This window comes from Pantoea sp. KPR_PJ, assembly GCF_041386365.1.
GTDB lineage: Bacteria > Pseudomonadota > Gammaproteobacteria > Enterobacterales > Enterobacteriaceae > Pantoea.
In genome coordinates, this window is record NZ_JABMIK010000004.1 from 177,866 (window position 1) to 201,545 (window position 23,680).

Annotated in this window: 25 protein-coding genes and 1 tRNA gene; 14 read left to right on the forward strand and 12 right to left on the reverse strand. The window is 54.2% G+C overall.

Translation table 11 applies throughout. The annotated features are described in order from the left end of the window. Positions 1–32: 32 nt before the first annotated feature. Positions 33–1,268: an anaerobic sulfatase maturase gene (locus tag HP564_RS11355; protein WP_371243056.1), complete on the reverse strand. Its 1,236-nt coding sequence runs from the start codon at positions 1,266–1,268 to the stop codon at positions 33–35. A 438-nt stretch (positions 1,269–1,706) separates the two neighbouring features. On the opposite strand from HP564_RS11355, the gene HP564_RS11360 reads away from it, so the two are divergent. After that, positions 1,707–3,386: a sulfatase gene (locus HP564_RS11360; RefSeq protein WP_371243058.1), complete on the forward strand. Its 1,680-nt coding sequence runs from the start codon at positions 1,707–1,709 to the stop codon at positions 3,384–3,386. Positions 3,387–3,513: 127 nt separating this feature from the next. Here HP564_RS11360 and HP564_RS11365 read toward each other — a convergent pair. The 6 genes from HP564_RS11365 to aspA form a co-directional block, all read right to left on the reverse strand. After that, positions 3,514–3,589, reverse strand: a tRNA-Phe gene (locus HP564_RS11365). A gap of 107 nt (positions 3,590–3,696) precedes the next feature. Further along, positions 3,697–4,275 (reverse strand): transcriptional regulator, encoded by a 579-nt coding sequence (locus HP564_RS11370; RefSeq protein ID WP_371243060.1) that lies wholly within the window; start codon positions 4,273–4,275, stop codon positions 3,697–3,699. Positions 4,276–4,328: 53 nt separating this feature from the next. Then, positions 4,329–6,029 (reverse strand): protein-disulfide reductase DsbD, encoded by a 1,701-nt coding sequence (locus HP564_RS11375; protein ID WP_371243062.1) that lies wholly within the window; start codon positions 6,027–6,029, stop codon positions 4,329–4,331. Further along, a complete protein-coding gene (gene cutA / locus HP564_RS11380) occupies positions 6,005–6,319 on the reverse strand; it encodes a divalent cation tolerance protein CutA (RefSeq protein WP_371243064.1) in 315 nt (104 codons plus the stop codon). Before cutA ends, HP564_RS11375 begins: the two co-directional genes overlap by 25 nt. A 74-nt stretch (positions 6,320–6,393) precedes the next feature. Next, complete coding sequence (locus HP564_RS11385) at positions 6,394–7,695, reverse strand: anaerobic C4-dicarboxylate transporter (protein WP_371243066.1); 1,302 nt, start codon at positions 7,693–7,695, stop codon at positions 6,394–6,396. A 101-nt stretch (positions 7,696–7,796) separates the two neighbouring features. Beyond that, positions 7,797–9,233 carry an aspartate ammonia-lyase gene (gene aspA / locus HP564_RS11390; protein WP_371243068.1) on the reverse strand — a complete coding sequence of 479 codons (1,437 nt, stop codon included), beginning with the start codon at positions 9,231–9,233 and terminating at the stop codon, positions 7,797–7,799. Between the two features lie 346 nt (positions 9,234–9,579). Between aspA and HP564_RS11395 the strand changes: the two genes are divergently transcribed. The 4 genes from HP564_RS11395 (at position 9,580) to HP564_RS11410 (ending at position 12,816) form a co-directional block, all read left to right on the forward strand. Then, positions 9,580–10,038, forward strand: a complete 459-nt coding sequence (locus HP564_RS11395; RefSeq protein WP_371243070.1) for an FxsA family protein — start codon at positions 9,580–9,582, stop codon at positions 10,036–10,038. A 237-nt stretch (positions 10,039–10,275) separates the two neighbouring features. Beyond that, on the forward strand, positions 10,276–10,569 hold the full coding sequence (locus HP564_RS11400) for a co-chaperone GroES (RefSeq protein WP_033749242.1): 294 nt from the start codon (positions 10,276–10,278) through the stop codon (positions 10,567–10,569). Positions 10,570–10,614: 45 nt separating this feature from the next. Then, positions 10,615–12,264, forward strand: coding sequence for a chaperonin GroEL (gene groL / locus HP564_RS11405; protein WP_371243072.1), 1,650 nt, complete (start codon positions 10,615–10,617; stop codon positions 12,262–12,264). A 195-nt stretch (positions 12,265–12,459) separates the two neighbouring features. Continuing rightward, on the forward strand, positions 12,460–12,816 hold the full coding sequence (locus HP564_RS11410; RefSeq protein WP_371243074.1) for a DUF4156 domain-containing protein: 357 nt from the start codon (positions 12,460–12,462) through the stop codon (positions 12,814–12,816). A 53-nt stretch (positions 12,817–12,869) separates the two neighbouring features. On the opposite strand, the gene epmB is transcribed toward HP564_RS11410, so the two are convergent. Further along, positions 12,870–13,898, reverse strand: a complete 1,029-nt coding sequence (gene epmB, locus HP564_RS11415) for an EF-P beta-lysylation protein EpmB (protein ID WP_371243076.1) — start codon at positions 13,896–13,898, stop codon at positions 12,870–12,872. A 41-nt stretch (positions 13,899–13,939) separates the two neighbouring features. Here epmB and efp point away from each other — a divergent pair, with 41 nt between their 5' ends. The 3 genes from efp (at position 13,940) to HP564_RS11430 (ending at position 14,926) form a co-directional block, all read left to right on the forward strand. Continuing rightward, a complete protein-coding gene (gene efp / locus HP564_RS11420) occupies positions 13,940–14,506 on the forward strand; it encodes an elongation factor P (RefSeq protein WP_371243078.1) in 567 nt (188 codons plus the stop codon). Between the two features lie 50 nt (positions 14,507–14,556). Continuing rightward, positions 14,557–14,688 (forward strand): entericidin A/B family lipoprotein, encoded by a 132-nt coding sequence (locus HP564_RS11425; protein ID WP_371243080.1) that lies wholly within the window; start codon positions 14,557–14,559, stop codon positions 14,686–14,688. Between the two features lie 103 nt (positions 14,689–14,791). Continuing rightward, positions 14,792–14,926 (forward strand): entericidin A/B family lipoprotein, encoded by a 135-nt coding sequence (locus tag HP564_RS11430; RefSeq protein ID WP_033749247.1) that lies wholly within the window; start codon positions 14,792–14,794, stop codon positions 14,924–14,926. Between the two features lie 30 nt (positions 14,927–14,956). On the opposite strand, the gene HP564_RS11435 is transcribed toward HP564_RS11430, so the two are convergent. After that, entirely contained in the window at positions 14,957–15,481 is a 525-nt protein-coding gene (locus HP564_RS11435) for a lipocalin family protein (protein ID WP_371243083.1), read from the reverse strand. A gap of 134 nt (positions 15,482–15,615) precedes the next feature. Here HP564_RS11435 and epmA point away from each other — a divergent pair, with 134 nt between their 5' ends. Next, on the forward strand, positions 15,616–16,593 hold the full coding sequence (gene epmA / locus HP564_RS11440) for an elongation factor P--(R)-beta-lysine ligase (RefSeq protein WP_371243085.1): 978 nt from the start codon (positions 15,616–15,618) through the stop codon (positions 16,591–16,593). A 188-nt stretch (positions 16,594–16,781) separates the two neighbouring features. On the opposite strand, the gene degS is transcribed toward epmA, so the two are convergent. The 3 genes from degS to zapG form a co-directional block, all read right to left on the reverse strand. Beyond that, a complete protein-coding gene (gene degS / locus HP564_RS11445) occupies positions 16,782–17,846 on the reverse strand; it encodes an outer membrane-stress sensor serine endopeptidase DegS (RefSeq protein ID WP_371243087.1) in 1,065 nt (354 codons plus the stop codon). Between the two features lie 92 nt (positions 17,847–17,938). Beyond that, positions 17,939–19,300, reverse strand: coding sequence for a serine endoprotease DegQ (gene degQ, locus HP564_RS11450; protein ID WP_371243089.1), 1,362 nt, complete (start codon positions 19,298–19,300; stop codon positions 17,939–17,941). Between the two features lie 110 nt (positions 19,301–19,410). Beyond that, positions 19,411–19,812: a Z-ring associated protein ZapG gene (gene zapG, locus HP564_RS11455; RefSeq protein ID WP_371243354.1), complete on the reverse strand. Its 402-nt coding sequence runs from the start codon at positions 19,810–19,812 to the stop codon at positions 19,411–19,413. Positions 19,813–19,988: 176 nt separating this feature from the next. On the opposite strand from zapG, the gene zapE reads away from it, so the two are divergent. The 5 genes from zapE to sspB all read left to right on the forward strand — a co-directional run bounded on the left by zapE (position 19,989) and on the right by sspB (position 23,642). Further along, positions 19,989–21,116, forward strand: a complete 1,128-nt coding sequence (gene zapE / locus HP564_RS11460; protein ID WP_371243091.1) for a cell division protein ZapE — start codon at positions 19,989–19,991, stop codon at positions 21,114–21,116. Positions 21,117–21,344: 228 nt separating this feature from the next. Then, entirely contained in the window at positions 21,345–21,773 is a 429-nt protein-coding gene (gene rplM / locus HP564_RS11465) for a 50S ribosomal protein L13 (RefSeq protein WP_123798202.1), read from the forward strand. A 15-nt stretch (positions 21,774–21,788) separates the two neighbouring features. Continuing rightward, the gene (gene rpsI / locus HP564_RS11470; protein ID WP_031375459.1) at positions 21,789–22,181 is read left to right on the forward strand and encodes a 30S ribosomal protein S9; all 393 of its coding nucleotides are present in this window, start codon (positions 21,789–21,791) and stop codon (positions 22,179–22,181) included. 327 nt (positions 22,182–22,508) lie between these two features. Continuing rightward, positions 22,509–23,150, forward strand: a complete 642-nt coding sequence (gene sspA, locus HP564_RS11475; protein ID WP_371243094.1) for a stringent starvation protein SspA — start codon at positions 22,509–22,511, stop codon at positions 23,148–23,150. A 3-nt stretch (positions 23,151–23,153) separates the two neighbouring features. Further along, positions 23,154–23,642, forward strand: a complete 489-nt coding sequence (gene sspB / locus HP564_RS11480; protein WP_371243096.1) for a ClpXP protease specificity-enhancing factor — start codon at positions 23,154–23,156, stop codon at positions 23,640–23,642. Positions 23,643–23,680: the final 38 nt, after the last annotated feature.

A 23,680-nucleotide genomic window follows, 5' to 3' on the forward strand; every position in this document is an offset into this window, starting at 1 on the left:
AATTAACAACAGAAAATGCGACTAAATAACGTTCAGGCTTTTTTCTGGTAGTGTGCTTTCTTTATTGTCTTTTTTGCGTTTGCCAGAGAAACGCCCTGTTGCATTAGCCGTAATAAATGCTGCATGACAGGTAGCGTATGATGCAGGTAGAGGGAAAAACCTTCGCAGAAATAGTTTTTATTAGGTTTTCCATCCCTGGAAATATTGAAACGGTGTTTAGGGCAGCCACCGTTACAGAAGGGGCGTACAGCACAGTCCAGGCATTCTTTACTGATGTTTTTAAGTTTTTTCTGGCCGAATGATCTGTTTTGGGCAGAGTTGACCCGTTCTGAAAGTTCATCGGAATTAATATTACCCAGCTTATGTTCGGGATAAACAAAATGGTCGCAGGAGTAGAGATCGCCGTTGGCTTCAACGATAAGATTAGCGCCGCATGTTTCGCTGATGACGCAGGCGCTGGGTTGACCGGCCATTCGCGCCATTGTCTGCTCAAAATTCATTATGAATACTTTGCCGAGATCATTCATGATCCAGTAGTCGAAAAGGGTATTGAGAAAGATACCCCAGGCTTTGGCTGAGACAGACCATTTTGTGACGCTGCACTGACCGGGATAATCTGGCTGAATCAGCTGCAGACCATTCGCATCAGTAACGGAAGCGCGCCGTTCTACTAAAGGAATAAACTGCATGTAACGACTGCCAATACGCTTGAGGAAGTTATAAATATCCAGCGGATGTTTAACGTTTTCCACATTGACGACGGTCAGAGTATTAAATTCGACCTGATAACGTTTTAATATTTCTAACCCTTTAATGACAGCATCATAGGTACTTTTACCGGCGCGGGTAAGGCGGTATGCATCGTTGCAGTTACGATCGCCATCGATCGATAATCCGCCCAGAAAATTGTTTTCTTTCAGAAATATGGCCCATTCATCATCGATATTTGTACCGTTAGTCTGAAAAAAATTATTGATGCGCTTATTGCCGGCATATTTCTTTTGCAATGAGATGGCTTTACGGAAGAAATCGAGGCCGGCGAGGGTAGGTTCGCCTCCCTGCCAGATAAAATCAACCACCGCCGCCTTCTGTGCGCGAATATTTTTTCGGATATAATTCTCCAGGGTATGGCTGTCCATCTTCCAGCGATTTTTGCGCTCAGGATAAAGATGTTCTTTTTCCAGATAAAAGCAGTAAGTACAATCTATATTGCACACCGAGCCGGTAGGCTTTGCCATAAGCTGAAAGTTTTCAATAAAACCGACCATTATCCTCTCCCTGGCTTAAAGAAAGTCACATATTGTCTAGTCTGGAATGAATATTCAACAATAAAAATCCTAATATGCCGCATGGAAGTCAACTTTGTTCAGGAAGCAGCATAGCGGAAATTACGCATGTCTATGAGGACAGGCAATAGAATATGAGCATTTTATTGATTTCAGTCATTTTTTATTTACAGAAATATTTTGCTTGTCAGTATGAATAACGTGATCCGTAACTGGTGATTTTTTATGCCTGGTGTCACAAAAATAAGTCATCAGAGTTGAATAAAAAAGCGGTTTTATCATGATGCATTCATAGCGGATCGTGACTGTAAAAGGCGAAACCCGACAGCGAAGAGGAAGAAAGCTTCTTGTTCGCTGTCGGGTTTTTTCTTTTTATCGATCTGCCTCTTGTTTCTGATGACTTCAGCAAAGGAAAATAAAATGCATAAGCTTACACTCAGCGCGGTCGCGCTATGTTTTGCCCAGATGTTTATCCCAGCGTCATATGCGGCGGATACGCCCCAGCAGGCAGGAAGTCATGCGGTAGCCACACGTCCCAATATTGTCTATATTCTGGTTGACGACCAGCGCTACGATGCTTTTGGTTTTCTTAATCCTCGTATTAAAACGCCGCATATGGACGAAATTGCCCATAACGGCACTTATTTTCAAAACGCCTTTGTCACCACCTCACTCTGTTCGCCGAGTCGCGCCAGCATACTGACAGGGATGTACGCGCACAACCACGGCGTGTCGGACAACAATCCTTCCGATTTGTCTCGCTTACATTATTTTCCTGAAGAGCTACGCAAAGCGGGTTATCAGACTGGATTTTTTGGCAAATGGCATTTTGGTGGCGCGGATAAAACCGCTACTGCGGGATTTGCCGGTTTTGATCGCTGGGTGGGCCTGCTGGGCCAGGGCGATTACTATCCGATAAATATGTATGGCCAACCGGCAATGCTTAATGTTGACGGTAAGCTGACGCCACAGAAAGGCTATATTACTGATGAGCTAACGGATTATGCTGTCGACTGGCTCAATCACATCGACAAGAATAAGCCGTTTATGGTTTATCTGTCGCATAAAGGCGTGCATGCGGATTTTTATCCAGCCATAAAATATAAAGGTACCCTGAGCGGCGTGAGCTTTCCTTTACCTGATACCTACGATGATACGCCGGAAAATTACAAAGGTAAGCCAATGTGGGTCAAAAACCAGCGTAACAGCTGGCACGGCGTCGACTATCCCTACAATAAAAAAATGGATATGCAGCAGTTCCAGCGAGATTATTACGAAACGCTTCGCTCGGTGGATGACAGCGTAGGGCGGGTACAGGCGTGGCTGAAGCAGAATGGTCTGGATAAAAACACTATCGTCATGGTTATGGGCGATAATGGGTTTATGTTTGGCGAGCATGGGCTGATCGATAAACGCACCGCTTATGAAGAGTCCATGCGCGTACCGCTTATCGCCTCTGGGCCTGGATTTGGCAAAGGTAAGGTGGTGAAGGATGTTGTGGCGAATATTGATGTCGCCCCGACATTTCTTGATGCAGCAGGGATAAAAAAACCGCAGAATTACGACGGCGACAGTTTTCTTAGGCTAGGGACCGATCGCACCGATCTTCCCGGCCGCAAAAACTATTTTGTCTATGAATATTTCTGGGAATATAACTTCCCCTACACGCCAACGACTTTTGCCATCAGGACACCCCAGTACAAGTATATTCAATATTATGGTGTATGGGACAAGGAAGAATTGTACGACATACAGGAAGACCCGTATGAGAAACACAATCTTATTGAGTCCAGAGACAAGAACCTGACTGAAGCCAAAATTGCTTTGCGCCAGAAGCTCTTTGAAGGACTGAAAGATCATGATGGCCGTAACATTATTCCTTATAACAGCAGAACCGAAGCAGGCCAGGTATTCCGTTATATTGAGGGGGGGAAAAAAATGTCAGATTTCCCTGCCGAATGGCTGCGTGGAGATAATCCGCGGGATAAATATGCCGGCCTTATCCCTGACGCAGTGGACAAGGAGAAGACGGTGGAGAATGTATTCGCCTCATTCGAGAAAACAGAAGCTCTTATCAGGGATATGATGGATAAACAGTAGGGAAACTCTCAGGCTGCGCATTAACGGACATGCGCGCCACAAGGACGCGGCGAAGTCATCGAACCGGTTCGATGAACGGGGATTGCTCAAAAGCAAAAACCCCCGCCGAAGCGAGGGTTTCAAATTTTGGTGCCCGAACCCGGAATCGAACCAGGGACACGGGGATTTTCAATCCCCTGCTCTACCGACTGAGCTATTCGGGCAACGGGGCGCATTAAACCGTAATGGCCGCTTCGCGTCAACGCCTTTACGGTAAAAAACCTGGAAAACGTGACTGATTGCCTGATTTTCAGTCAGAAGCGGCAAAATGCTATGCCAGTGCTCCGTTGGCGCGGCATAACGCAATGCGCAGAACATCTTCTGCCAGCCGTTTTGCGGTCGCCACATCCTGGACATTCCGCTTCACCAGCAGCTTGCTGAGGCAGCCCTCAAGAATAAGCTCCAGCTGATCCGCCACCATGGCGGGGTTGTCCAGACCCAGCTCGACCAGGATGCGATGGGTAAAGTGCCAGGAGGCCTGTTTTTGCTGTTCAGCAATCTGGTGCACCGGCTGGTCCGGCTGCGGATAAAAGCTGCAGGCGGCAATAAACAGGCAGCCCGGATAGCGTCCTTTCTGTACCTGCTCACTCAGCACCTGATAGCGCGCCAGCAGCTTCTGCTCGCCGTCCAGCGCCTCGCTGAGCAGAACCTGGCGCCGCCAGGTATCCACCTGCTGACCGTGATAGCGCAGCGCATCGTAAAGCAGGGCGTCACGGTCAGGCCAGAATTGTTCAAGCTCTGCCAGCGCCAGTTCACTGTCGCCCGCCAGCTGTTGCAATGACGTCGTCGCCGCCAGTCCATTTTTTTCGAGCACGTTTAACGCATGCTCGAGTATCTGTTCACGCTGCAAGTGACGTCTCCTCTCTTTGCTATTCCGCCTCTCGCGGAGTTACTCAGTGTCGTTTAGTGCACTCGATTCTGCAAATGCGCACGAAAATCTTCTGCATTGAGGAAGCCGGTAACGCGCGAATCGGGGATCTCATGGCCCTGCGCATCAAAAAACAGGATGGTCGGCAGGCCAAGCACCTGAAGATGCTGTAACAGGGCATTATCGGTTGCACTGTTTGCCGTGACATTGGCCTGCAACCGCTGCAAATTGCCCAGCGCCTGATGAACGCCCGCATCGCTAAAGGTATATTTTTCGAACTCTTTACATGCCACGCACCAGTCAGCGTAGAGATCGACCATGGTGACGCGACCATTGGCCTGCCGGAGGGCCGCATCGAGCTGCGCTACCGAGGCAATACGCTGGAAGGAGAGCGCTGCCGCCGTCTGTGACGCCACCGGTGCGCGCCAGACCCACTCCTGCAATGGACGCGCGCTGAGCAGCGCTGCGGCCAGCATAATAATTTGCACCAGCCGCCATTTGCCGCCGTGGCCACGCAGGCTGAGGCAAAATGCCCAGGCGAAAAAGGCAATACCCAGACCGCTCCATAACCGCATTCCCCACGTATCGCCCAGTACGCGCTCCAGTAAAAAGACCGGCAGCGCCAGGATAATGAAGCCAAACCCCTGTTTTACCGTCTGCATCCAGGGGCCACTTTTCGGCAACAGCCGGTTGCCAAACATCGTCACCACAATCAGCGGTAAGCCCATGCCCATGGCATAGAGCCATAGCGTGCCTGCGCCGGTCCAGAGATTACCGCTCTGAGCGATATAGAGCAGGATGGCGCTGAGCGGGGCGGTGGTGCAGGGCGAGCAGATCAACCCTGCCAGCGTCCCCATCAAAAAGACACCGGGTAGCGATCCTCCCTGCTGGCGGTTGCTCCACAATGTCAGACGGGTCTGAACGCTGGCGGGAAGCTGGAGCTGAAACAGGCCAAACATTGAGAGTGCCAGCAGAATGAAAACCAGCGACAGTCCGACAAGGACAACGGGGTGCTGTAGCGCCGCCTGAAAGCGCAGGCCAGCCGCTGCCACCACCACGCCCAGCAGCGTGTAGGTCAGCGCCATACCCAGAACATAGATGAGGGCAAGGCTAAACAGCCGCAGCAGCGAGCCGCTGCGCTGACCGCCAAGAATGATCCCGGCAATAAGGGGATACATGGGTAACACGCAGGGGGTAAACGCGACGCCAACGCCAATCAGCAGCGCCCAGAGCGGCGAGAAGGGCAGCGGCGCGGCCGGGGCAGGCTGTACGCTGACGGCTGGCACGCGCGCGCTGGCGTTTACCGCCGAGAGTGGAATGGTGCGCGTCTCCGGCGGATAACAGAAACCTGCTGCGGCACAGCCCTGATAGGTCACGCTCAGGGTGGCGCCTTTGGCCGCCTGCTGTAGCTGCACTGGCACGCTGAGATCCTGCGGATAGATTTCACTTTTACCGTAAAACTCATCCTCATGCGGCTGTCCCTGCGGCAGCACCACCGGCGCGAGCTGCGCCTGCTGTGCAGTGATACGGATCTGCTGTCGGTAAAGGTAGTAGCCCTGTTTAACTTTCCAGTCGAGCCGAAGCTGATTGTCCTGCTGAGTAAAATCAAAGGCAAACGCCTGATCCACAGGGACAAAACCACCGGTGGCGCTTGAAGAGAAAATTGAGGCCTGAGCCGGCAGCGTGATAAACAGCGCCAGCATAACGGCGATCAGGCAAGAGATGCGTGCAGCCATGACAAGTATTCACTGTCTCCATGTTGAACCGGAAGTGCCAGCAGTTCGGGCACGTCGTAAGGATGTTCGCGCTTGAGTAAATCGATTAGCGCCTGCTGATGTGTCGTATCGCTTTTTAGCAGCAGCTGGACTTCACTGGCCTGCTCAAGTTTGCCCTGCCAGACATAGAGCGAGGTGGCACCCGGCAGCAGCGTTACGCAGGCAGCGAGCCTGGTTTCCAGCGCCTGCGCAGCGAGCCGGTGCGCACAGGCCTCATCCGGCGCAGTACAGAGGATCACGACGGCATTCATTGCATCACTCCCGTTGGGTAAAGCGCCGATGATAGCACGTACACTGCGCAGCAGGCTTTCCAGGCTGTGAGAGGCTACAGCACCAGGCCGCCAATTAAAAAGCCGAACAGCACCGACAGCGCAATCGCCAGCACGCCCGGCACGATAAAGGCGTGGTTAAAGACATATTTGCCAATGCGCGTCGAGCCGGTGTCGTCCATTTCGACGGCGGCGAGCAGCGTCGGATAGGTCGGCAGCACGAACAGCGCAGAAACGGCGGCGAAAGAGGCGATGGCGGTATGCGGCGACACCCCCAGCAGCAGCGCGGCGGGCATCAGGGCTTTAGCCGTTGCCGCCTGTGAATAGAGCAGCATGGAGGCGAAAAACAGCGCCACCGCCAGCAGCCAGGGCGCCTGATGCAGTAAATCTCCTGCCAGCTGCTGGATCTCACTGATATGCGCCTTAACGAAGGTGTCACCAAGCCAGGCCACGCCCATCACGCAGACGCAGGCGCTCATGCCCGATTTAAAGGTACTGGCGTTGAGGATAGCACTGGTGTCGATTCGACAAAGCAGCGAAATCAGCGTGGCAATAGTCAGCATAAAGACCACGATGGCCTCGTTGCGCGGCAGGGGCGGTTGGGTAATCAGCCCGATACCGTCGCTGATGGCAGTCGCGTAGAGCACGACCGCAGCGATCCCCGCCAGAAACAGCAGCACCGAGCGTTTTGCACCGGGCTTCTCTTCATAGCGGCTGGCTCCGCGCAGCCGTACTTCGCCCCTGGCCAGGCGCGCCTGGTAAACCTCATCCTCGTGCAGCTCTTTGCCGAGAAAGTTTGTGACCAGCGCGGCCAGAAATAGTCCGATCATGGTCGAGGGAATCGCCACCGCCAGCAGGGCGATATAGCTCACGCCGCGCGGCTCCAGCAGCGAGGCAAAGAAGATCACTGCCGCAGACAGCGGCGAGGCGGTAATCGCAATCTGTGACGCGACGACGGCGACAGAGAGCGGGCGCGACGGCCGAACGCCTTGCTCTTTTGCCACTTCAGCGATAACGGGCAGCGTGGAAAAGGCGGTATGGCCGGTGCCGGCCAGCAGTGTCATCAGGTAGGTCACCAGCGGCGCAAGCAGCGTAACGTAGCGCGGATGGCGGCGCAGCAGGCGTTCTGCCAGACTGACCAGATAATCCATGCCACCGGCGACCTGCATGGCAGCGATGGCGGCAATCACCGCCATGATAATTTCAATCACGTCAAAGGGGATGGCACCGGGTTTCAGTCCGCAAAGCAGCGTCAGCGCCAGCACACCCAGTCCGCCAGCAAAGCCGATGCCAATGCCGCCCAGACGCGCGCCCAACCAGATCGCCAGCAGGACGATCGCTAATTCAACGACGATCATTCGTCACCTCATAAGAGTGCTAAAACAGCAGGCTATGTAGCAAATAAAAAGGCGCGCCGTGTTGATCGCGACGCGCCTTTATTCTTATCTCTTCAGGCTGATTACTGTTCGTTTTCGTCAGTGTAACGTTTGGCCTTGTACGCCGGGAACATCAGGTTCTGTACCGAGAAAATATCATCCAGCTCGCTTTCGGTTAGCAGCCCGCGCTCCAGCACCACCTCGCGCACGCTTTTGCCGGTTTCTGCACAGATCTTGCCGACAATATCGCCGTTGTGATGGCCAATGTAAGGATTGAGGTAGGTCACGATGCCGATAGAGTTAAAGACATAGGCCTCGCACACCGCTTTGTTGGCCGTGATGCCGTTGACGCATTTTTCCAGCAGGTTATAGCAGGCGTTTGTCAGGATGCTGATCGACTCAAACAGCGCCTGGCCAATCACGGGTTCCATGACGTTAAGCTGGAGCTGACCCGCTTCGGCGGCCATGGTAACGGTGGTGTCATTGCCAATCACCTTGAAGCAGACCTGATTCACGACTTCAGGCACCACCGGGTTGACCTTGGCCGGCATGATGGAGGAGCCAGCCTGCAACTCTGGCAGGTTGATCTCATTCAGACCGGCACGCGGGCCGGAAGAGAGCAGGCGCAGGTCGTTACAGATTTTCGACAGCTTTACCGCCAGACGTTTCAGCGAGGAGTGCACCATCACGTACGCGCCACAGTCGGATGTCGCTTCAATCAGATCTTCTGCCGGAATGACCGGCAGGTTGCTGACCTCGGCGAGGCGCTGCACCGCCAGCTGTTGATAACCGTCTGGCGTATTCAGGCGCGTACCGATTGCCGTGGCGCCCAGATTCACCTCCAGCAGCAGCTCCGCGGTACGCAGGATGCTGCGCGTCTCTTCATTCAGCAGCACGTGAAAGGCATGAAACTCCTGGCCCAGCGTCATCGGCACCGCATCCTGAAGCTGGGTTCGGCCCATCTTGAGAATGGTTTCAAACTCAGCCGCTTTACGCTCAAACCCTTCGCCCAGCTCTCTGATGCCGTCCAGCAGTTTCAGAATGGAGCTATAAACCGCGATGCGAAAGCCGGTTGGGTAGGCGTCGTTAGTGGACTGACATTTGTTGACGTGGTCGTTAGGATTAAGGAACTGATAGTCGCCTTTTTGATGGCCCATCAGCTCCAGTCCAATATTGGCCAGCACTTCATTGGTGTTCATATTGACCGAGGTGCCCGCGCCGCCCTGATAGACGTCGACCGGAAACTGATCCATGCATTTACCGTTATTCAGTACTTCATCACAGGCTTGAATAATGGTGTTCGCGATATGGCGTGGAATGGTTTGCAGCTCTTTATTCGCGAGCGCGGCGGCTTTTTTCACCATTACCATGCCGCGTACAAATTCGGGAATGTCGCTGATTTTACTGTTGCTGATACGGAAATTTTCAATCGCACGCAGAGTATGAACGCCGTAATAGGCATCGGCGGGGACTTCACGCATGCCTAGCAGGTCTTCTTCGATACGAATGTTATTTGCCATGGTAACCTTCTTGTTATTGGCCGCTTGCGCTGGCGCTATCCATCACAGGTGATGTGTTAGTTTGTCGTGGAAAGCCGGAGTCCGTAGTGTATCTGCCTGACCTCTGGCGCGCACGATCATATGCTGCCGTCGGGCTAAAGCGCGAGTCAGGATCGCTATTCACGCTCTAATTACCGTTAGCTTAGCTGCGATATGTGATGTTACGCACAAAATTAACCCCACTGTAAATATTTGAAAACATCGGTTGAATTAGCGCTGCGGCAGGCCCATCTCGTTGCTATACCGTCTGAAAAGGCGTTTTCGCTGCCTGCCTGACGCCGGGCAGCCCGACTAAAAGGAGAATACGGTGCGCTGGTTACCGTTAATCGTGATTTTTGTGCTTGCCTGGATTGAGATCACCCTGTTTATTCAGGTGGCTCATGCGCTGGGCGTGCTGATGACTATGCTACTGGTGATCTTTACCTCGGCGCTGGGCGTGTCGCTGGTGAAAAATCAGGGCATGAAAAACTTTATGCTGATGCAGGAGAAGCTGGCACGTCATGAAAGCCCGGCTGAAGAGATGATTAAAAGCGTGTCGCTGATCATCGCCGGCTTCCTGCTGCTGCTGCCGGGCTTTTTCACCGACTTCCTCGGCCTGCTGCTGCTGTTACCACCGGTGCAAAAGCATTTGACGCTGAAGCTGATGCCGCACCTGCGCGTCTGGCGCGGTCCTGGCGCGGGCCCCGACAGCGGCTTTACCGTTGACGGCGAGTATGAGCGAAAAGATAACGATCGTATCGGCCATGACGACCGACAGGATCGCTAAGTCTCTTCTGGAAAAAAAAGCGTGACCGCTGTGTCACGCTTTTTTTATGCGTGGCGCTAAAGCGGTCTTTTTTGCGTAAAAAACGGGCAGTTGTCATAACCAGGTAAAAAATTTGTCCCTGGGGCCTTGAAAGCGAATTTGGCCGACCCTATCTCTTGCACCACGAGGCCGGAAGCCCTGCAGCCCGGCGTTCAACCCAAAAATGAATGATTGGACTTCTCAAAGGAGAGCTATCTAATGAAAATTCGTCCGTTGCACGATCGCGTTATCGTCAAGCGCAAAGAAGTAGAAGCTAAATCAGCTGGCGGCATCGTTTTGACCGGCTCAGCAGCAGGCAAATCTACCCGTGGCGAAGTTCTGGCCGTGGGCAATGGTCGCATCCTGGAAAATGGTGAAGTGAAACCGCTGGACGTTAAAGTTGGCGACCTGGTGATCTTTAGCGAAGGTTATGGCGCTAAAACCGAAAAGATCGACAACGAAGAAGTGCTGATCATCTCTGAAAGCGACATTCTGGCGATTGTTGAAGCGTAATGACGCGAAACTCACTGAACGAAACGAATTTAAGGGACAATTGAAATGGCAGCTAAAGACGTAAAATTCGGTAATGACGCGCGTGTAAAAATGCTGCGCGGCGTGAACGTACTGGCAGATGCAGTAAAAGTTACCCTGGGCCCGAAAGGCCGTAACGTGGTTCTGGATAAATCTTTTGGTGCACCGACCATCACTAAAGATGGTGTTTCTGTTGCGCGTGAAATCGAGCTGGAAGACAAGTTCGAAAACATGGGTGCACAGATGGTGAAAGAAGTTGCCTCTAAAGCGAACGACGCAGCAGGCGACGGCACCACCACCGCAACCGTACTGGCTCAGTCTATCGTAAACGAAGGTCTGAAAGCCGTTGCGGCGGGTATGAACCCGATGGATCTGAAGCGTGGTATCGACAAAGCCGTTGTTGCGGCCGTCGAGAAGCTGAAAGCGCTGTCTGTTCCATGCTCTGACTCCAAAGCTATTGCCCAGGTTGGTACCATTTCTGCCAACTCCGATGAAAGCGTCGGTACCCTGATCGCGCAGGCGATGGAAAAAGTGGGTAAAGAAGGCGTTATCACCGTTGAAGAGGGTACCGGTCTGCAGGACGAGCTGGACGTGGTTGAAGGTATGCAGTTTGACCGTGGCTACCTCTCCCCGTACTTCATCAACAAGCCGGAAACCGGTGCTGTTGAGCTGGAATCGCCGTTTATCCTGCTGGCTGACAAAAAAATCTCCAACATCCGCGAAATGCTGCCGGTGCTGGAAGCCGTTGCTAAAGCAGGCAAGCCGCTGCTGATCGTTGCTGAAGACGTAGAAGGCGAAGCGCTGGCGACCCTGGTGGTTAACACCATGCGCGGTATCGTGAAAGTGGCTGCGGTGAAAGCACCGGGCTTTGGCGACCGTCGTAAAGCAATGCTGCAGGATATCGCTATCCTGACCGGCGGTACCGTTATCTCTGAAGAGATCGGTATGGAGCTGGAAAAAGCCGCGCTGGAAGATCTGGGCCAGGCTAAGCGCGTGGTGATCAACAAAGACACCACCACCATTATCGATGGCGTGGGTGAAGAATCTGCTATTTCTGGTCGCGTGACCCAGATCCGTCAGCAGATCGAAGAAGCCACTTCTGACTACGACAAAGAAAAACTGCAGGAGCGCGTAGCGAAACTGGCAGGCGGCGTAGCCGTTCTGAAAGTGGGCGCAGCAACTGAAGTTGAAATGAAAGAGAAGAAAGCACGCGTTGAAGATGCCCTGCACGCAACCCGTGCTGCGGTAGAAGAAGGCGTAGTTGCTGGTGGCGGCGTCGCGCTGGTGCGCGTAGCAGCACAGCTGACTGAACTGAAGGGTCAGAACGAAGACCAGAACGTGGGTATCAAAGTTGCGCTGCGCGCAATGGAAGCTCCGCTGCGTCAGATCGTCTCTAACGCCGGTGAAGAGCCGTCTGTTGTTGCAAACAACGTGAAAAACGGCGACGGTAACTACGGTTACAATGCCCAGACCGAAGAGTACGGCAACATGATCGACTTCGGTATCCTGGACCCAACTAAAGTTACCCGTTCTGCTCTGCAGTATGCTGCCTCTGTTGCTGGTCTGATGATCACCACTGAGTGCATGGTAACTGACCTGCCGAAAGGCGATGCGCCTGACTTAGGTGCTGGTGCTGGCGGTATGGGTGGCATGGGCGGCATGGGCGGCATGATGTAATTGCCCTGACGCTTTTGCGCTCTGAAAAACCCCTGATCGGAAACGGTCAGGGGTTTTTCTTTTGCAGATGAAAAGGGTATAAGTAAGGGCGCAAACCTTCGGCTTTGTGGGCTCAGGGCAATGAATGTGCAGAAAAAAGGCGTTTTTTTCTGCTACGCTGCCGCCCAATACTGATGATAATAAATGGGGATTACAATGCGGATTAACCTCTTGCTCGGACTGGCGGCTGGAACTCTGTTGCTGGCAGGATGCAGCAGCTCTCACCAGCTGAGCGCAGGTGGCGAGCGTGTCACGTTCACCGATCAACAGCCGGGCAGTGACTGTCAGCTTCTGGGTAATGTCACCGGTTCACAAAGCAACTGGCTGAGCGGCTCAGGCGGCGAAGGCAGTTCACTGCGCGGCGCAGCGAACGATCTGCGCAATCGCGCGGCGGAGATGGGCGGCAACGTAATTTATGGTGCCACCAGCCCAACGCAAAACATGTGGTCGGCCTTTGCGCCGCTGGACAGCAAAATGAATGGTCAGGTTTATAAATGTCCTGCTAAATCCTGATGGCATTAACTGCTGTATAAAAAAGGCCGGTAAAAACCGGCCTTTTTCATGCGCTATACCTGACGCAGCTGCAGGTCGAGCGGCGTCTTGCTCGGCTCGCCGCCAATCTCTCTTGCCAGCTTTGGCACCATATAACCCGATACCTGGCTCAGCAGCTCACGGACCAGCGCCCGCGCTTCTTCATCAGAAACAAAGAAGTGGGCGGCGCCCTGTACTTTATCCAGTACATGCAGGTAATAGGGCAGTATACCGGCATCAAACAGCGCGTTACTCAGGCGGGCCAGGGTCGTGGCATTATCATTAACCCCGCGCAGCAGTACGCTCTGATTGAGCAGCGTCACGCCCGCACGCCGGAGCTGCTGCATCGCCTCCGTCAGCGCCGCGTCAATCTCCCGTGCATGATTGATATGCGTCACCATTAAGACCTGAAGACGCGTTTCGGCCAGTATCTGGCACAGCCCATCGGTAATGCGCGCCGGAATGACGACCGGCAGGCGGCTGTGAATACGCAGGCGTTTGAGGTGCGGGATATGTGCCAGCGCGTCAATCAACCACGCCAGTTCATGATCTTTTGCCATCAGCGGATCGCCGCCGGAAAAAATAATCTCATCCAGCTCAGGGTGGGCGGCAATGTAGTCCAGCGCCGTCTGCCAGTTGCGCTTATTGCCCTGATTATCCTGATAGGGAAAGTGACGGCGGAAGCAGTAGCGGCAGTTAACCGCACAGCCGCCTTTGACCAGCAGCAGCGCGCGATTTTTGTACTTATGCAATAAACCCGGCACAACGCTGCTCTGCTCATCAAGCGGATCGGTGCTGTAGCCAGGTGCCTGAGTAAATTCTTCTCGCTGGGTGAGAACCTGTAGCAGCAAGGGGTCTTGCGCGTCACCCGGCGTCATGCGTGCAATAAAGGCGCGCGGCACGCGCAGCGCGAAAAGACGGCGCGCATCGCCGCCTGCCGCCAGTTCGGCATGCTGCTCGAGGCCTAAAAGTCGCAATAATTCATCAGGTTCGGTGACAACATCAGCAAGTTGCTGCAACCAATCTTCTCTGGAAGGGGTTTTTAGGGTTACAATGTGTGCCATTTTTTTGGCTATTACCAGTTCAATATTTACAGAGGGCCTTTATGGCGACTTATCTTAGCAACGATTTTCGTTCCGGTCTTAAAATCATGTTCGAAGGCGAGCCGTATGCCATCGAATCCAGTGAATTCGTTAAGCCGGGTAAAGGCCAGGCTTTCGCCCGCGTTAAAATGCGTCGTCTGCTGACCGGCACCCGCGTTGAAAAAACCTTCAAGTCTACTGACTCAGCTGAAGGCGCAGATGTTATCGATATGACGCTGCAATACTCTTACAACGACGGCGACTTCTTCTACTTCATGCACCCGGAAACGTTCGAGCAGTATCAGGTCGAATCAAAAGTGCTGGAAGATGTGCAGAAGTGGCTGCAGGACAACGCAGAGTGTATCGTCACCCTGTGGAACAACAAAGCTATCGCTGTTCAGGCACCGAACTTTATCGAATCTGAAGTGATTGAAACCGATCCAGGCCTGAAAGGTGATACCGCAGGTACCGGCGGCAAGCCTGCTACGCTGGCCACTGGCGCAGTGGTTAAAGTTCCGCTGTTCGTGCAGATTGGCGAAGTGGTTAAAGTGGACACCCGCTCTGGCGAATACGTGTCACGCGTGAAATAAGTGCGAAGGCGCATCCCAGGATGCGCCTTTTTTCTGGTGAGTAAAGAAGAATGAAAAAACAGCTAAAACTTTTCACTCTTGCGCTGCTGGCCCTTACTGCGCTCAGCGCCTGCAATACGTTTCACGGCTTCGGCGAAGACGTTTCCCACCTCGGCGGCGCCATCTCACGCGCGGCAAAATAGTCCCGGTTTATCACCTTTTTTCTGTGTGTTTCAGTACGTTCAGCCATAAGCAGTCTATGCTTAAAACGCTGTACCTGACTGCAACCACAAAAAGGACATTGCCATGTTAAAGAAAAGTATTGTTGCCATTTTTTCAGTGCTGGTGCTCTCTTCTCTGCTGTCCGCCTGTAACACCACGCGTGGTGTAGGCGAGGATGTAGAAGCGGGCGGCCAGGCTATTCAGCGTACTGCGCAGTAATCTCTGTAGCCGGTACGATTTTCGTACCGGTTATTTCTGCTTCACCCAAATCAGCTCGTTTACCGGAAAGCCTGCCTGCCGCGCCTGCTCAACCAGTTTCTGCTTCACACTTTCATCAAGCTGCGGCGTGCGTGACAGAATCCACAGATAGTGGCGATTCGGCCCACAGACCAGCGCATAGCGGTAGTCCTTATCCAGCGCGATCACATTATACCCGCCATAAAAAGGCCCAAAGAACGAGACTTTCAGCGACGCCCGCTGCGGATCGCCAGTGAAATAGGCTTTGCCGACGCTCTCCTGCCATTTCTGCTTCTGCGGCTTATAACCACGATTAATCACCTTGAGGCCGCCATCATCGCGCGGGCTGTAGGTGGCGGTAACCTGTTCAAGGCCACGTTCGAAGCGATGATCGAGGCGGGCGATTTCGTACCAGGTGCCAAGATAACGTTGGCTATCGAACCCTTCGACAACGGTAACGTTTTTCGGCGGTGTGGTGGAGCAGGCTACTGACAGCACTGAGCCCAGTCCTGCAATAAAGGTTTTCCATGGGGACATAAGCGATTCCTTTTTGGTTAAACAGAGTAAGTATAGTTGCCGCTGTGATTTTTCTCTGGATGTGGGCGGCAGATTGTCTGCCGACGGCAATGCAGGTAGACTTCCACCCCTTATTTGTATACGGAGTCATCACTATGAGCGAAACGGCAAGCTGGCAGCCGAGCGCATCTATTGCCAATTTGTTGAAACGTGCGGCTATCCTCGCGGAAATTCGACGTTTCTTTGCCGATCGCGGCGTGCTCGAAGTGGATACTCCCGCCATGAGCCAGGCGACCGTTACCGATATTCATCTGGTGCCGTTCCAGACGCGTTTTGTTGGTCCCGGTGCGACGCAGGGGCGCGATCTCTGGCTGATGACCAGCCCGGAATACCACATGAAGCGGCTGCTGGCGGCGGGCAGTGGACCGATCTATCAGATGGGTCGCTGTTTTCGTAACGAAGAGGCCGGCCGTCACCATAATCCAGAGTTCACCATGCTGGAGTGGTATCGCCCACACTACGATATGTACCGCCTGATGAATGAGGTGGACGATCTGCTTCAGCAGGTGCTGGAGTGCGACAGCGCAGAGTCACTCTCTTATCAGCAGGCGTTTATTCGCCATCTGGATCTTGATCCGCTGTCTGCCGATAAAGCGCAGCTGCGTGAGGCGGCGGAGAAGCTGGGCGAGGGCGAGCTGGCGAGTCGGGAAGAGGACCGGGATACCCTGCTGATGCTGCTGTTTATGCTGGGCGTGGAACCCAAAATTGGCATGGATAAGCCGGCCTTTGTATATCACTTTCCTGCCAGTCAGGCGGCGTTGGCTGAAATCAGTACGGAAGATCACCGCGTGGCAGAACGTTTTGAGGTCTATTACAAAGGCGTGGAGCTGGCGAACGGTTTTCGTGAACTGACCGACAGCCGTGAGCAGCGTCAGCGTTTCGAGCAGGATAACCGCCGACGCGCGGCGCGCGGACTCCCACAGCACCCTGTCGATACCCTGCTGCTGGATGCGCTAACGCATGGTATGCCCGCCTGTTCTGGCGTGGCGCTGGGCGTCGATCGTCTGATTATGCTTGCGCTGAAGGCGGACTCGCTGAGCGAGGTCATCGCATTTCCGGTGGATCGTAGCTAGAAAAGAGTGTGATGCGTCTGGTCAGGGCGGGCATGCGATAGCGGGCGGGGCGCTGCCCGCGCATGCCGCGTCAGGCGCCTTTCTGACGTTGAGCTGCGCACTGGATGCGGCAAGGCGCAAATCTCTTCAGACCGCCTCCTGGGCGGTCTGCCGCACGACGCGCAGCTATGGCTGCGCCGTCCTCAGCCTTAGCTCCCGCTGTCGGGAAACTCCTGAATCGTCACCGGCAGCGTCAGCTTCTGATCGTTGCGCAGCACTTCAACCTTAATCACCGATCCCGGACGAATTTCTGCCACCTGATCCATCGTCTCCTGTGCAGAGACAGCCGGTTTACCGTTGACGCTCAGCAGCACGTCATTAACCTGCACGCCTGCTTTCTCGGCCGGTCCGTCTGGCGTCACCACACTGACAATAATGCCCTGAACGTGGTCGATGCCGCTTCCCTGATTGTGCAGCGCAGGCAGCTCACGGCCGGTAATGCCGATATAGCCGCGGATAACCCGACCGTCACGGATCAGCTTGTCCATAATCTTGCTGGCCAGGGCGGTAGGGATAGCGAAACCGATGCCCTCGGGCGTTTCACCATCGTTGCTTTTATCGAAGGTCAGGGTGTTGATGCCCATCAGTTCGCCCAGCGAATTGATTAGTGCGCCGCCGGAGTTACCCTGGTTAATTGACGCGTCGGTCTGCAGAAAGTTCTGGCGACCTGATGAGCTCAGCCCAACGCGGCCGGTGGCGCTGATAATGCCCTGCGTTACCGTCTGACCCAGATTGTAGGGATTGCCGATGGCCATCACGACGTCGCCGATGTGCGGTACACGCTGGGGATTGATCGGGATCACCGGCAGGCTGGACGCGGTGATCTTTAACACCGCCAGATCGGTCATGGCATCAGAGCCTACCAGCGTAGCCTCAAAAAAGCGGCCATCCTGGAGCGCGACGATAATCTGATCGGCGTTGTTGATTACGTGCTTGTTGGTAAGGATGTAGCCTTTGACGTTCATGATCACGCCGGAACCCAGCGTCGTAATACCACGGTTGTTATTGCCGTGCGCGCTTCGGTTGTAAACGTTAACGACGGCGGGCACGGCACGGCGCACCCCAGCATTAAAGCTGAATGGCGTTTGGTCGTTACTGTCATCATGGCTGAGAAGGGCGCTGGTGCCGCCCATGCGCAGTGCGGGCAGCGCCGCAAGCAAAATGCCCGCGACAATCATACCCAACACCACTGAACGCAAAAGTTTAAGAAACATGGTGTTAACTTACGCCAGGAGAGATCGCAGGGCAGAATAACACGAGAAAGGCGAACAAACACGCGCTTGTGTTGTCCGCCTGTCAGAGAGGATTAACGCAGAAGCAGATAGATAGACTCGTCGCCGCGCACGACATTTAGCGCCAGCACCGGAGGTTTGCCTTCCAGCACCTTACGCATTTCAGCCAGGCTGGTGACGCGAGTGCGGTTAACCCCAACGATAACGTCATCTTTTTGCAGGCCAACCTGTTCGGCCGCCGTGCCTTTATCGATGCTGTCGATCTTCACGCCTTTATCGCCCGTTTTGGTTGCACCATCGCTCAGCGTTGCGCCCTGCAGCGCCGGAGACATTAGCTGCGCACTGGCGGTGGTTTGCGCGCTCTGCTCAAGCGTAACGTCGACCGTCAGCGGCTTGCCGTCACGCAGCAGGCCCAGTTTCACTTTCTCACCAGGCGCGGTGGTTCCCACCTTCACGCGCAGTTCTGCAAAGCTGGTGATCGGCTTGTCGTTGATTGAAGTGATAATATCGCCAGATTTGATGCCTGCCTTCTGCGCAGCAGACTGCGGCAGCACCTCAGAGACAAACGCGCCGCGCTGGGCGTCAACGTTAAACGCTTTGGCGATATCGGCCGTCATCTCAGTGCCTTTGATACCCAGCTGGCCACGCTTCACTTCGCCAAATTTAATCAGCTGCTGTGCCAGGTTCATTGCCATATCGCTGGGAATGGCGAAGCCGATGCCAATGTTGCCGCCGCTCGAGGCAAGAATTGCAGTGTTAATACCGATCAGCTCGCCGTTCAGGTTGACCAGCGCTCCTCCAGAGTTGCCGCGGTTGATGGCGGCGTCGGTCTGGATAAAGTTCTCCAGCCCCTCAAGATTCAGGCCGCTGCGGCCCAGCGCAGAGATAATGCCGGAGGTCGCGGTCTGGCCCAGACCAAACGGATTGCCGATGGCCACAGCAAAGTCGCCGACTTTCAGCTGATCGGAATCGGCGATTTTCACCTGCGTCAGGTTCTTCGCACCCTCAACCTGAATCAGGGCGATGTCCGTCTGTTCGTCGTGACCAATCAGTTTGGCGTCATATTCGCTACCGTCGCCAAGCTGCACGCTGATTTTGTCAGCGCCGTTAACAACGTGGTTGTTGGTGAGGATATAGCCTTTAGCGGCATCAATAATAACGCCAGAGCCTAACCCCTCAAACGGCTGTGCCTGGTCGCCACCCGGCCCCTGACCAAAGAAGCGTTTTAACGGCTCAGGAATATCCTGTGCCTGACTGGCGGTCTCGGTGCCTTCAACGTGCACGCTGACAACTGCAGGCAACACTTTTTCCAGCATCGGTGCAAGGCTGGGTAAGGGCTGGCCCTGAATCTGTGCGGGCAACGTTGCCATCGCAGCAGGCGCTGCGGCCAGGCCCATGGCAATACTCAGGGCTAATGCGCTTAATTGTTTTTTCATTGCTACCACGCTCTCGCTGCAAAAAGTGGGGGAGTAAAGGTATGTGACAGCCGATTCAGGGTCTGGGTTCGCAAAAAAGCGGGGCGTAACAGGTTTACGCCCCAGTAAGATTAGTCGCGTGCGGGACGTTCGCCACGCAGCAGGCCAGAAGCGCCTTCGGAGTAGTCGCGCGGCATCTGTACCGGCGCCTGATCGTTATCCGCTTCCGCTTCGGTTAGCTGATAGGCAAAGGGGTTTTTCTCGCCCGGCAGGTTTGGCAGCAGATCGTTCGATCCTTTTGCCATGTGCTGATAAAGCTGACGGTAATCACGCGCCATGTTATCCAGCAGCTCAGCGCTCTGTGCGAAGTGGTTAGTCAGCTCTTCGCGGTAATCCGCCAGCTCTGCCTTGGTCTTCTCCAGCTCATACTGCATGCTGCGCTGCTCGCGCAGTTTTCTGTTACCGAAACGCATGGCAACCGCGCCGACAATAATGCCAATAACTAAACCAATAAGCCCGTATTCCCAGGTCATAATGACTCCCATGTAATTTCCGTTGTTTGTAGGGCATCCACCTTTCCAATAGTAGCCACTATACCCGTTAATCTTATGGATGTGGAACTCTGAGGCGGCATGCCTTAGTGTAGAGCGGCCTTTTTTTCGTCAACCGAACTGTGAATAAGACCTTTTTCAGGGATTCTGAGAGAACCATGCAAACCTCATCTCCGCTTGCGCGCTATGAGCAGGCGCTGTCGCAGGGCGACTTTAAACCCGATCGTGTACAACGCGATGCCATCACCCGATTAAACACCGTTCAGCAGGCGCTTATCGCACGCCAGTCTGATGCACCCGCCAGCGGCAAAGGACTCTTTGGCCGCCTGTCACGGCTGATGGGCAAAGAGAAAAGCGTATCCCAGCCGCCCGTGCGCGGTCTCTATATGTGGGGTGGCGTAGGGCGCGGTAAAACCTGGGTCATGGATCTGTTTTTTCAGTCGATTCCTGGCAATCGTAAGCTGCGCCTGCACTTTCATCGCTTTATGCTGCGCGTGCATGAAGAGCTGACCCAGCTACAGGGGCAGAGCGATCCACTGCTGATCATTGCTGACCGCTTTAAAGCGGAAACGGACATTCTCTGCTTTGATGAATTTTTCGTCTCTGATATTACCGATGCCATGCTGCTCGGCACGCTGATGGAAGCGCTGTTCGCTCGCGGCATCACGCTGGTCGCCACCTCTAATATTCCGCCGGACGATCTCTATCGCAATGGATTACAGCGCGCCCGATTTCTGCCCGCCATTGAGCAGATTAAACAGCACTGTGACGTGATGAATGTGGACGCCGGCATTGACTATCGGCTGCGCACTTTGACATCGGCGCATCTGTGGAACGCGCCGCTGAATGAGGCAACGCACGCCGAGATGGAGCGAATGTTTAAGGCGCTGGCGGGCCACGCGCGTGAGGAGGCACCGGTGCTGGAGATTAACCATCGCCAGATGCCGACGTTAGGTGTGAGCGAAGGGGTGCTGGCAATCGACTTCCTGACGCTGTGTGGGGAAGGGCGCAGCCAGCACGACTATATCGAGCTGTCGCGCCGTTTTCACAGCGTGCTGCTCTACAATGTGCCGGTGATGATTTATAAGACGGAAGATCAGGCCCGCCGCTTTCTGGCGCTGGTGGATGAGTTCTATGAGCGTCATGTGAAACTGGTGGTCGCGGCAGAAACCTCACTGTTTGAAATCTACCAGGGCACGCGGCTGAAATTTGAGTATCAGCGCTGCCTGTCGCGTCTGCAGGAAATGCAGAGCGAAGAGTATTTGCGTCTGCCGCATCTGCCTTGAGGTCGCGCAAGAAAAAGATCAAATAGGGTTCGATTTTTGTAATCGACTTCTCTATAATCTTGCGACCCCACGTTACAGCAACTGGATTTATTTCCCGAATCCGTTGTGCTCCGGTAACTCTATCCGAAGGGGTGGGCTTGCTGGTCAAAATGGTCGTGTGAGCCTCAACCGTTTACTTAAGCGTTTGGGTTTTCACCAACGTGTAACTTAATTTGGGTAAGCTTTTCGATGAAAACTTTTACAGCTAAACCAGAAACCGTACAGCGTGACTGGTATGTTGTTGACGCAACGGACAAAACCTTGGGTCGCCTGGCGACTGAACTGGCGCGCCGTCTGCGTGGTAAGCACAAAGCGGAATACACTCCGCACGTTGATACTGGTGATTACATCATCGTTCTGAACGCTGACAAAGTCGCCGTTACCGGCAACAAGCGTTCTGACAAGATTTACTATCACCACACTGGCCACATCGGTGGTATCAAACAGGCGACCTTTGAAGAGATGATTGCTCGCCGTCCTGAGCGTGTGATTGAAATCGCGGTTAAAGGCATGCTGCCGAAGGGTCCGCTGGGCCGTGCAATGTTCCGTAAACTGAAAGTTTACGCGGGCAACGAGCACAACCATGCGGCACAGCAACCGCAAGTTCTTGACATTTAATCGGGATTACAGGCAATGGCTGAAACTCAAAACTACGGCACTGGTCGCCGCAAAAGCTCTACCGCTCGCGTATTCATTAAGCCGGGCAGTGGCAACATCGTTATCAACCAACGTTCACTGGAGCAGTACTTCGGTCGCGAAACTGCCCGCATGGTCGTTCGTCAGCCGCTTGAGCTGCTGGATCTGGTTGGTAAATTCGATCTGTACGTCACCGTTAAAGGTGGTGGTATTTCTGGTCAGGCAGGTGCGATCCGTCACGGTATCACCCGCGCTCTGATGGAATACGACGAATCTCTGCGTGCTGAACTGCGTAAAGCGGGCTTCGTTACCCGTGATGCGCGTCAGGTTGAACGTAAGAAAGTCGGTCTGCGTAAAGCACGCCGTCGTCCGCAGTTCTCCAAGCGTTAATTGTTTGCGGCTTCGGCTGCGGCAGTTGGCTCAAAAAACCCGCTTCGGCGGGTTTTTTATTTTCCCAAACAGCCCGCCGGTTTGCCTCTAAAATCTCTGCACTGCTCGCAAATTCCCCGCAAATCTCGAATCCCTGCCCACAAGCTGCCCAAAATCTGGTAAACTGTGTGTCACTTTGCGCCCATAGGTCAGCGTGTGAGATCGGTCAACTGTCAGGATGTCAGAATGACGTGACTGGCGCGGGCTGTGAGCGAACGATTGAGCAGGTGAGTCGCCGTGTGGTTGGCTATTCGCAGTAACTTTTTGTGAACAAACTTGGAGGTTTTCATGGCTGTCGCTGCCAACAAACGTTCGGTAATGACGCTGTTTTCTGGTCCCACTGACATTTTCAGCCATCAGGTACGTATTGTCCTGGCTGAAAAAGGTGTCAGCGTGGAGATCGAGCAGGTCGAAATGGATAACCTGCCGCAGGATCTGATTGACCTCAACCCGTATCGCACTGTGCCGACGCTGGTAGATCGTGAACTGACGCTGTATGAATCCCGCATCATTATGGAGTACCTGGACGAGCGCTTCCCGCATCCGCCGCTGATGCCGGTCTATCCGGTTGCGCGTGGTGAAAGCCGTCTGATGATGCACCGCATCGAGCAGGACTGGTACAGCCTGATGCATACCATTGAAAAGAGCAGCGGTCAGGAAGCTGAAGCGGCGCGTAAGCAGCTGCGCGAAGAACTGCTGGCGATTGCGCCACTGTTTGCTCGCACCCCGTTCTTTATGAGCGAAGAGTTCAGCCTGGTTGACTGTTATCTTGCACCGCTGCTGTGGCGTTTGCCGTCAATGGGCATCGATCTTGCGGGCTCAGGTTCAAAAGAGCTGAAAGGCTACATGAATCGCGTGTTTGAGCGTGATTCCTTCCTCGCTTCGCTGACAGAAGCAGAACGTGAAATGCGCCTGCAAGTTCGGGGCTAACGTATGGAAATGTCGCAACTCTCGGCCCGTCGTCCTTACCTGCTACGCGCGTTCTATGACTGGTTACTCGATAACCAGCTGACGCCGCATCTGGTGGTCGATATCAATCTGCCAGGCGTTCAGGTGCCGCTTGAGTACGCCCGTGATGGTCAGATCGTACTGAACATTGCGCCGCGCGCGGTGGGCAATCTTGAGCTCGGCAATGACGAAGTGCGCTTTAACGCGCGCTTTGGCGGCGTACCGCGTCAGGTCTCTGTACCAATGGCTGCGATTCTGGCTATCTACGCGCGTGAAAACGGCGCGGGTACCATGTTCGAGCCTGAACCAGCCTATGAGCTGGGCACACAGGATACAGAGGATGCATCGGTCGATCCGGTGATGTCTGTGATTGATGGCGATCGTCCCGATGACGCCGTTGCCGAGGATGACTCTTCGCCAGACGACGATCCGCCACCGCGCGGCCATCGCCCGTCACTGCGCGTGGTGAAATAACCCATAAAAAAGCCGGCTGAATAGCCGGCTTTTTTGTC

Coding starts and splice junctions, on each gene's coding strand:
- HP564_RS11355 (WP_371243056.1), bottom strand. CDS start 1,268: ATGGTCGGTTTTATTGAAAACTTTCAGCTTATGGCAAAGCCTACCGGC.
- degS (WP_371243087.1), bottom strand. CDS start 17,846: ATGTTTCTTAAACTTTTGCGTTCAGTGGTGTTGGGTATGATTGTCGCG.
- aspA (WP_371243068.1), bottom strand. CDS start 9,233: ATGGCAAATAACATTCGTATCGAAGAAGACCTGCTAGGCATGCGTGAA.
- zapE (WP_371243091.1), top strand. CDS start 19,989: ATGCAAACCTCATCTCCGCTTGCGCGCTATGAGCAGGCGCTGTCGCAG.
- epmB (WP_371243076.1), bottom strand. CDS start 13,898: ATGGCACACATTGTAACCCTAAAAACCCCTTCCAGAGAAGATTGGTTG.
- HP564_RS11430 (WP_033749247.1), top strand. CDS start 14,792: ATGTTAAAGAAAAGTATTGTTGCCATTTTTTCAGTGCTGGTGCTCTCT.
- HP564_RS11375 (WP_371243062.1), bottom strand. CDS start 6,029: ATGGCTGCACGCATCTCTTGCCTGATCGCCGTTATGCTGGCGCTGTTT.
- degQ (WP_371243089.1), bottom strand. CDS start 19,300: ATGAAAAAACAATTAAGCGCATTAGCCCTGAGTATTGCCATGGGCCTG.
- rplM (WP_123798202.1), top strand. CDS start 21,345: ATGAAAACTTTTACAGCTAAACCAGAAACCGTACAGCGTGACTGGTAT.
- HP564_RS11385 (WP_371243066.1), bottom strand. CDS start 7,695: ATGATCGTCGTTGAATTAGCGATCGTCCTGCTGGCGATCTGGTTGGGC.
- sspB (WP_371243096.1), top strand. CDS start 23,154: ATGGAAATGTCGCAACTCTCGGCCCGTCGTCCTTACCTGCTACGCGCG.
- epmA (WP_371243085.1), top strand. CDS start 15,616: ATGAGCGAAACGGCAAGCTGGCAGCCGAGCGCATCTATTGCCAATTTG.
- HP564_RS11400 (WP_033749242.1), top strand. CDS start 10,276: ATGAAAATTCGTCCGTTGCACGATCGCGTTATCGTCAAGCGCAAAGAA.
- cutA (WP_371243064.1), bottom strand. CDS start 6,319: ATGAATGCCGTCGTGATCCTCTGTACTGCGCCGGATGAGGCCTGTGCG.
- HP564_RS11360 (WP_371243058.1), top strand. CDS start 1,707: ATGCATAAGCTTACACTCAGCGCGGTCGCGCTATGTTTTGCCCAGATG.
- HP564_RS11435 (WP_371243083.1), bottom strand. CDS start 15,481: ATGTCCCCATGGAAAACCTTTATTGCAGGACTGGGCTCAGTGCTGTCA.
- groL (WP_371243072.1), top strand. CDS start 10,615: ATGGCAGCTAAAGACGTAAAATTCGGTAATGACGCGCGTGTAAAAATG.
- zapG (WP_371243354.1), bottom strand. CDS start 19,812: ATGACCTGGGAATACGGGCTTATTGGTTTAGTTATTGGCATTATTGTC.
- HP564_RS11425 (WP_371243080.1), top strand. CDS start 14,557: ATGAAAAAACAGCTAAAACTTTTCACTCTTGCGCTGCTGGCCCTTACT.
- efp (WP_371243078.1), top strand. CDS start 13,940: ATGGCGACTTATCTTAGCAACGATTTTCGTTCCGGTCTTAAAATCATG.
- sspA (WP_371243094.1), top strand. CDS start 22,509: ATGGCTGTCGCTGCCAACAAACGTTCGGTAATGACGCTGTTTTCTGGT.
- rpsI (WP_031375459.1), top strand. CDS start 21,789: ATGGCTGAAACTCAAAACTACGGCACTGGTCGCCGCAAAAGCTCTACC.
- HP564_RS11410 (WP_371243074.1), top strand. CDS start 12,460: ATGCGGATTAACCTCTTGCTCGGACTGGCGGCTGGAACTCTGTTGCTG.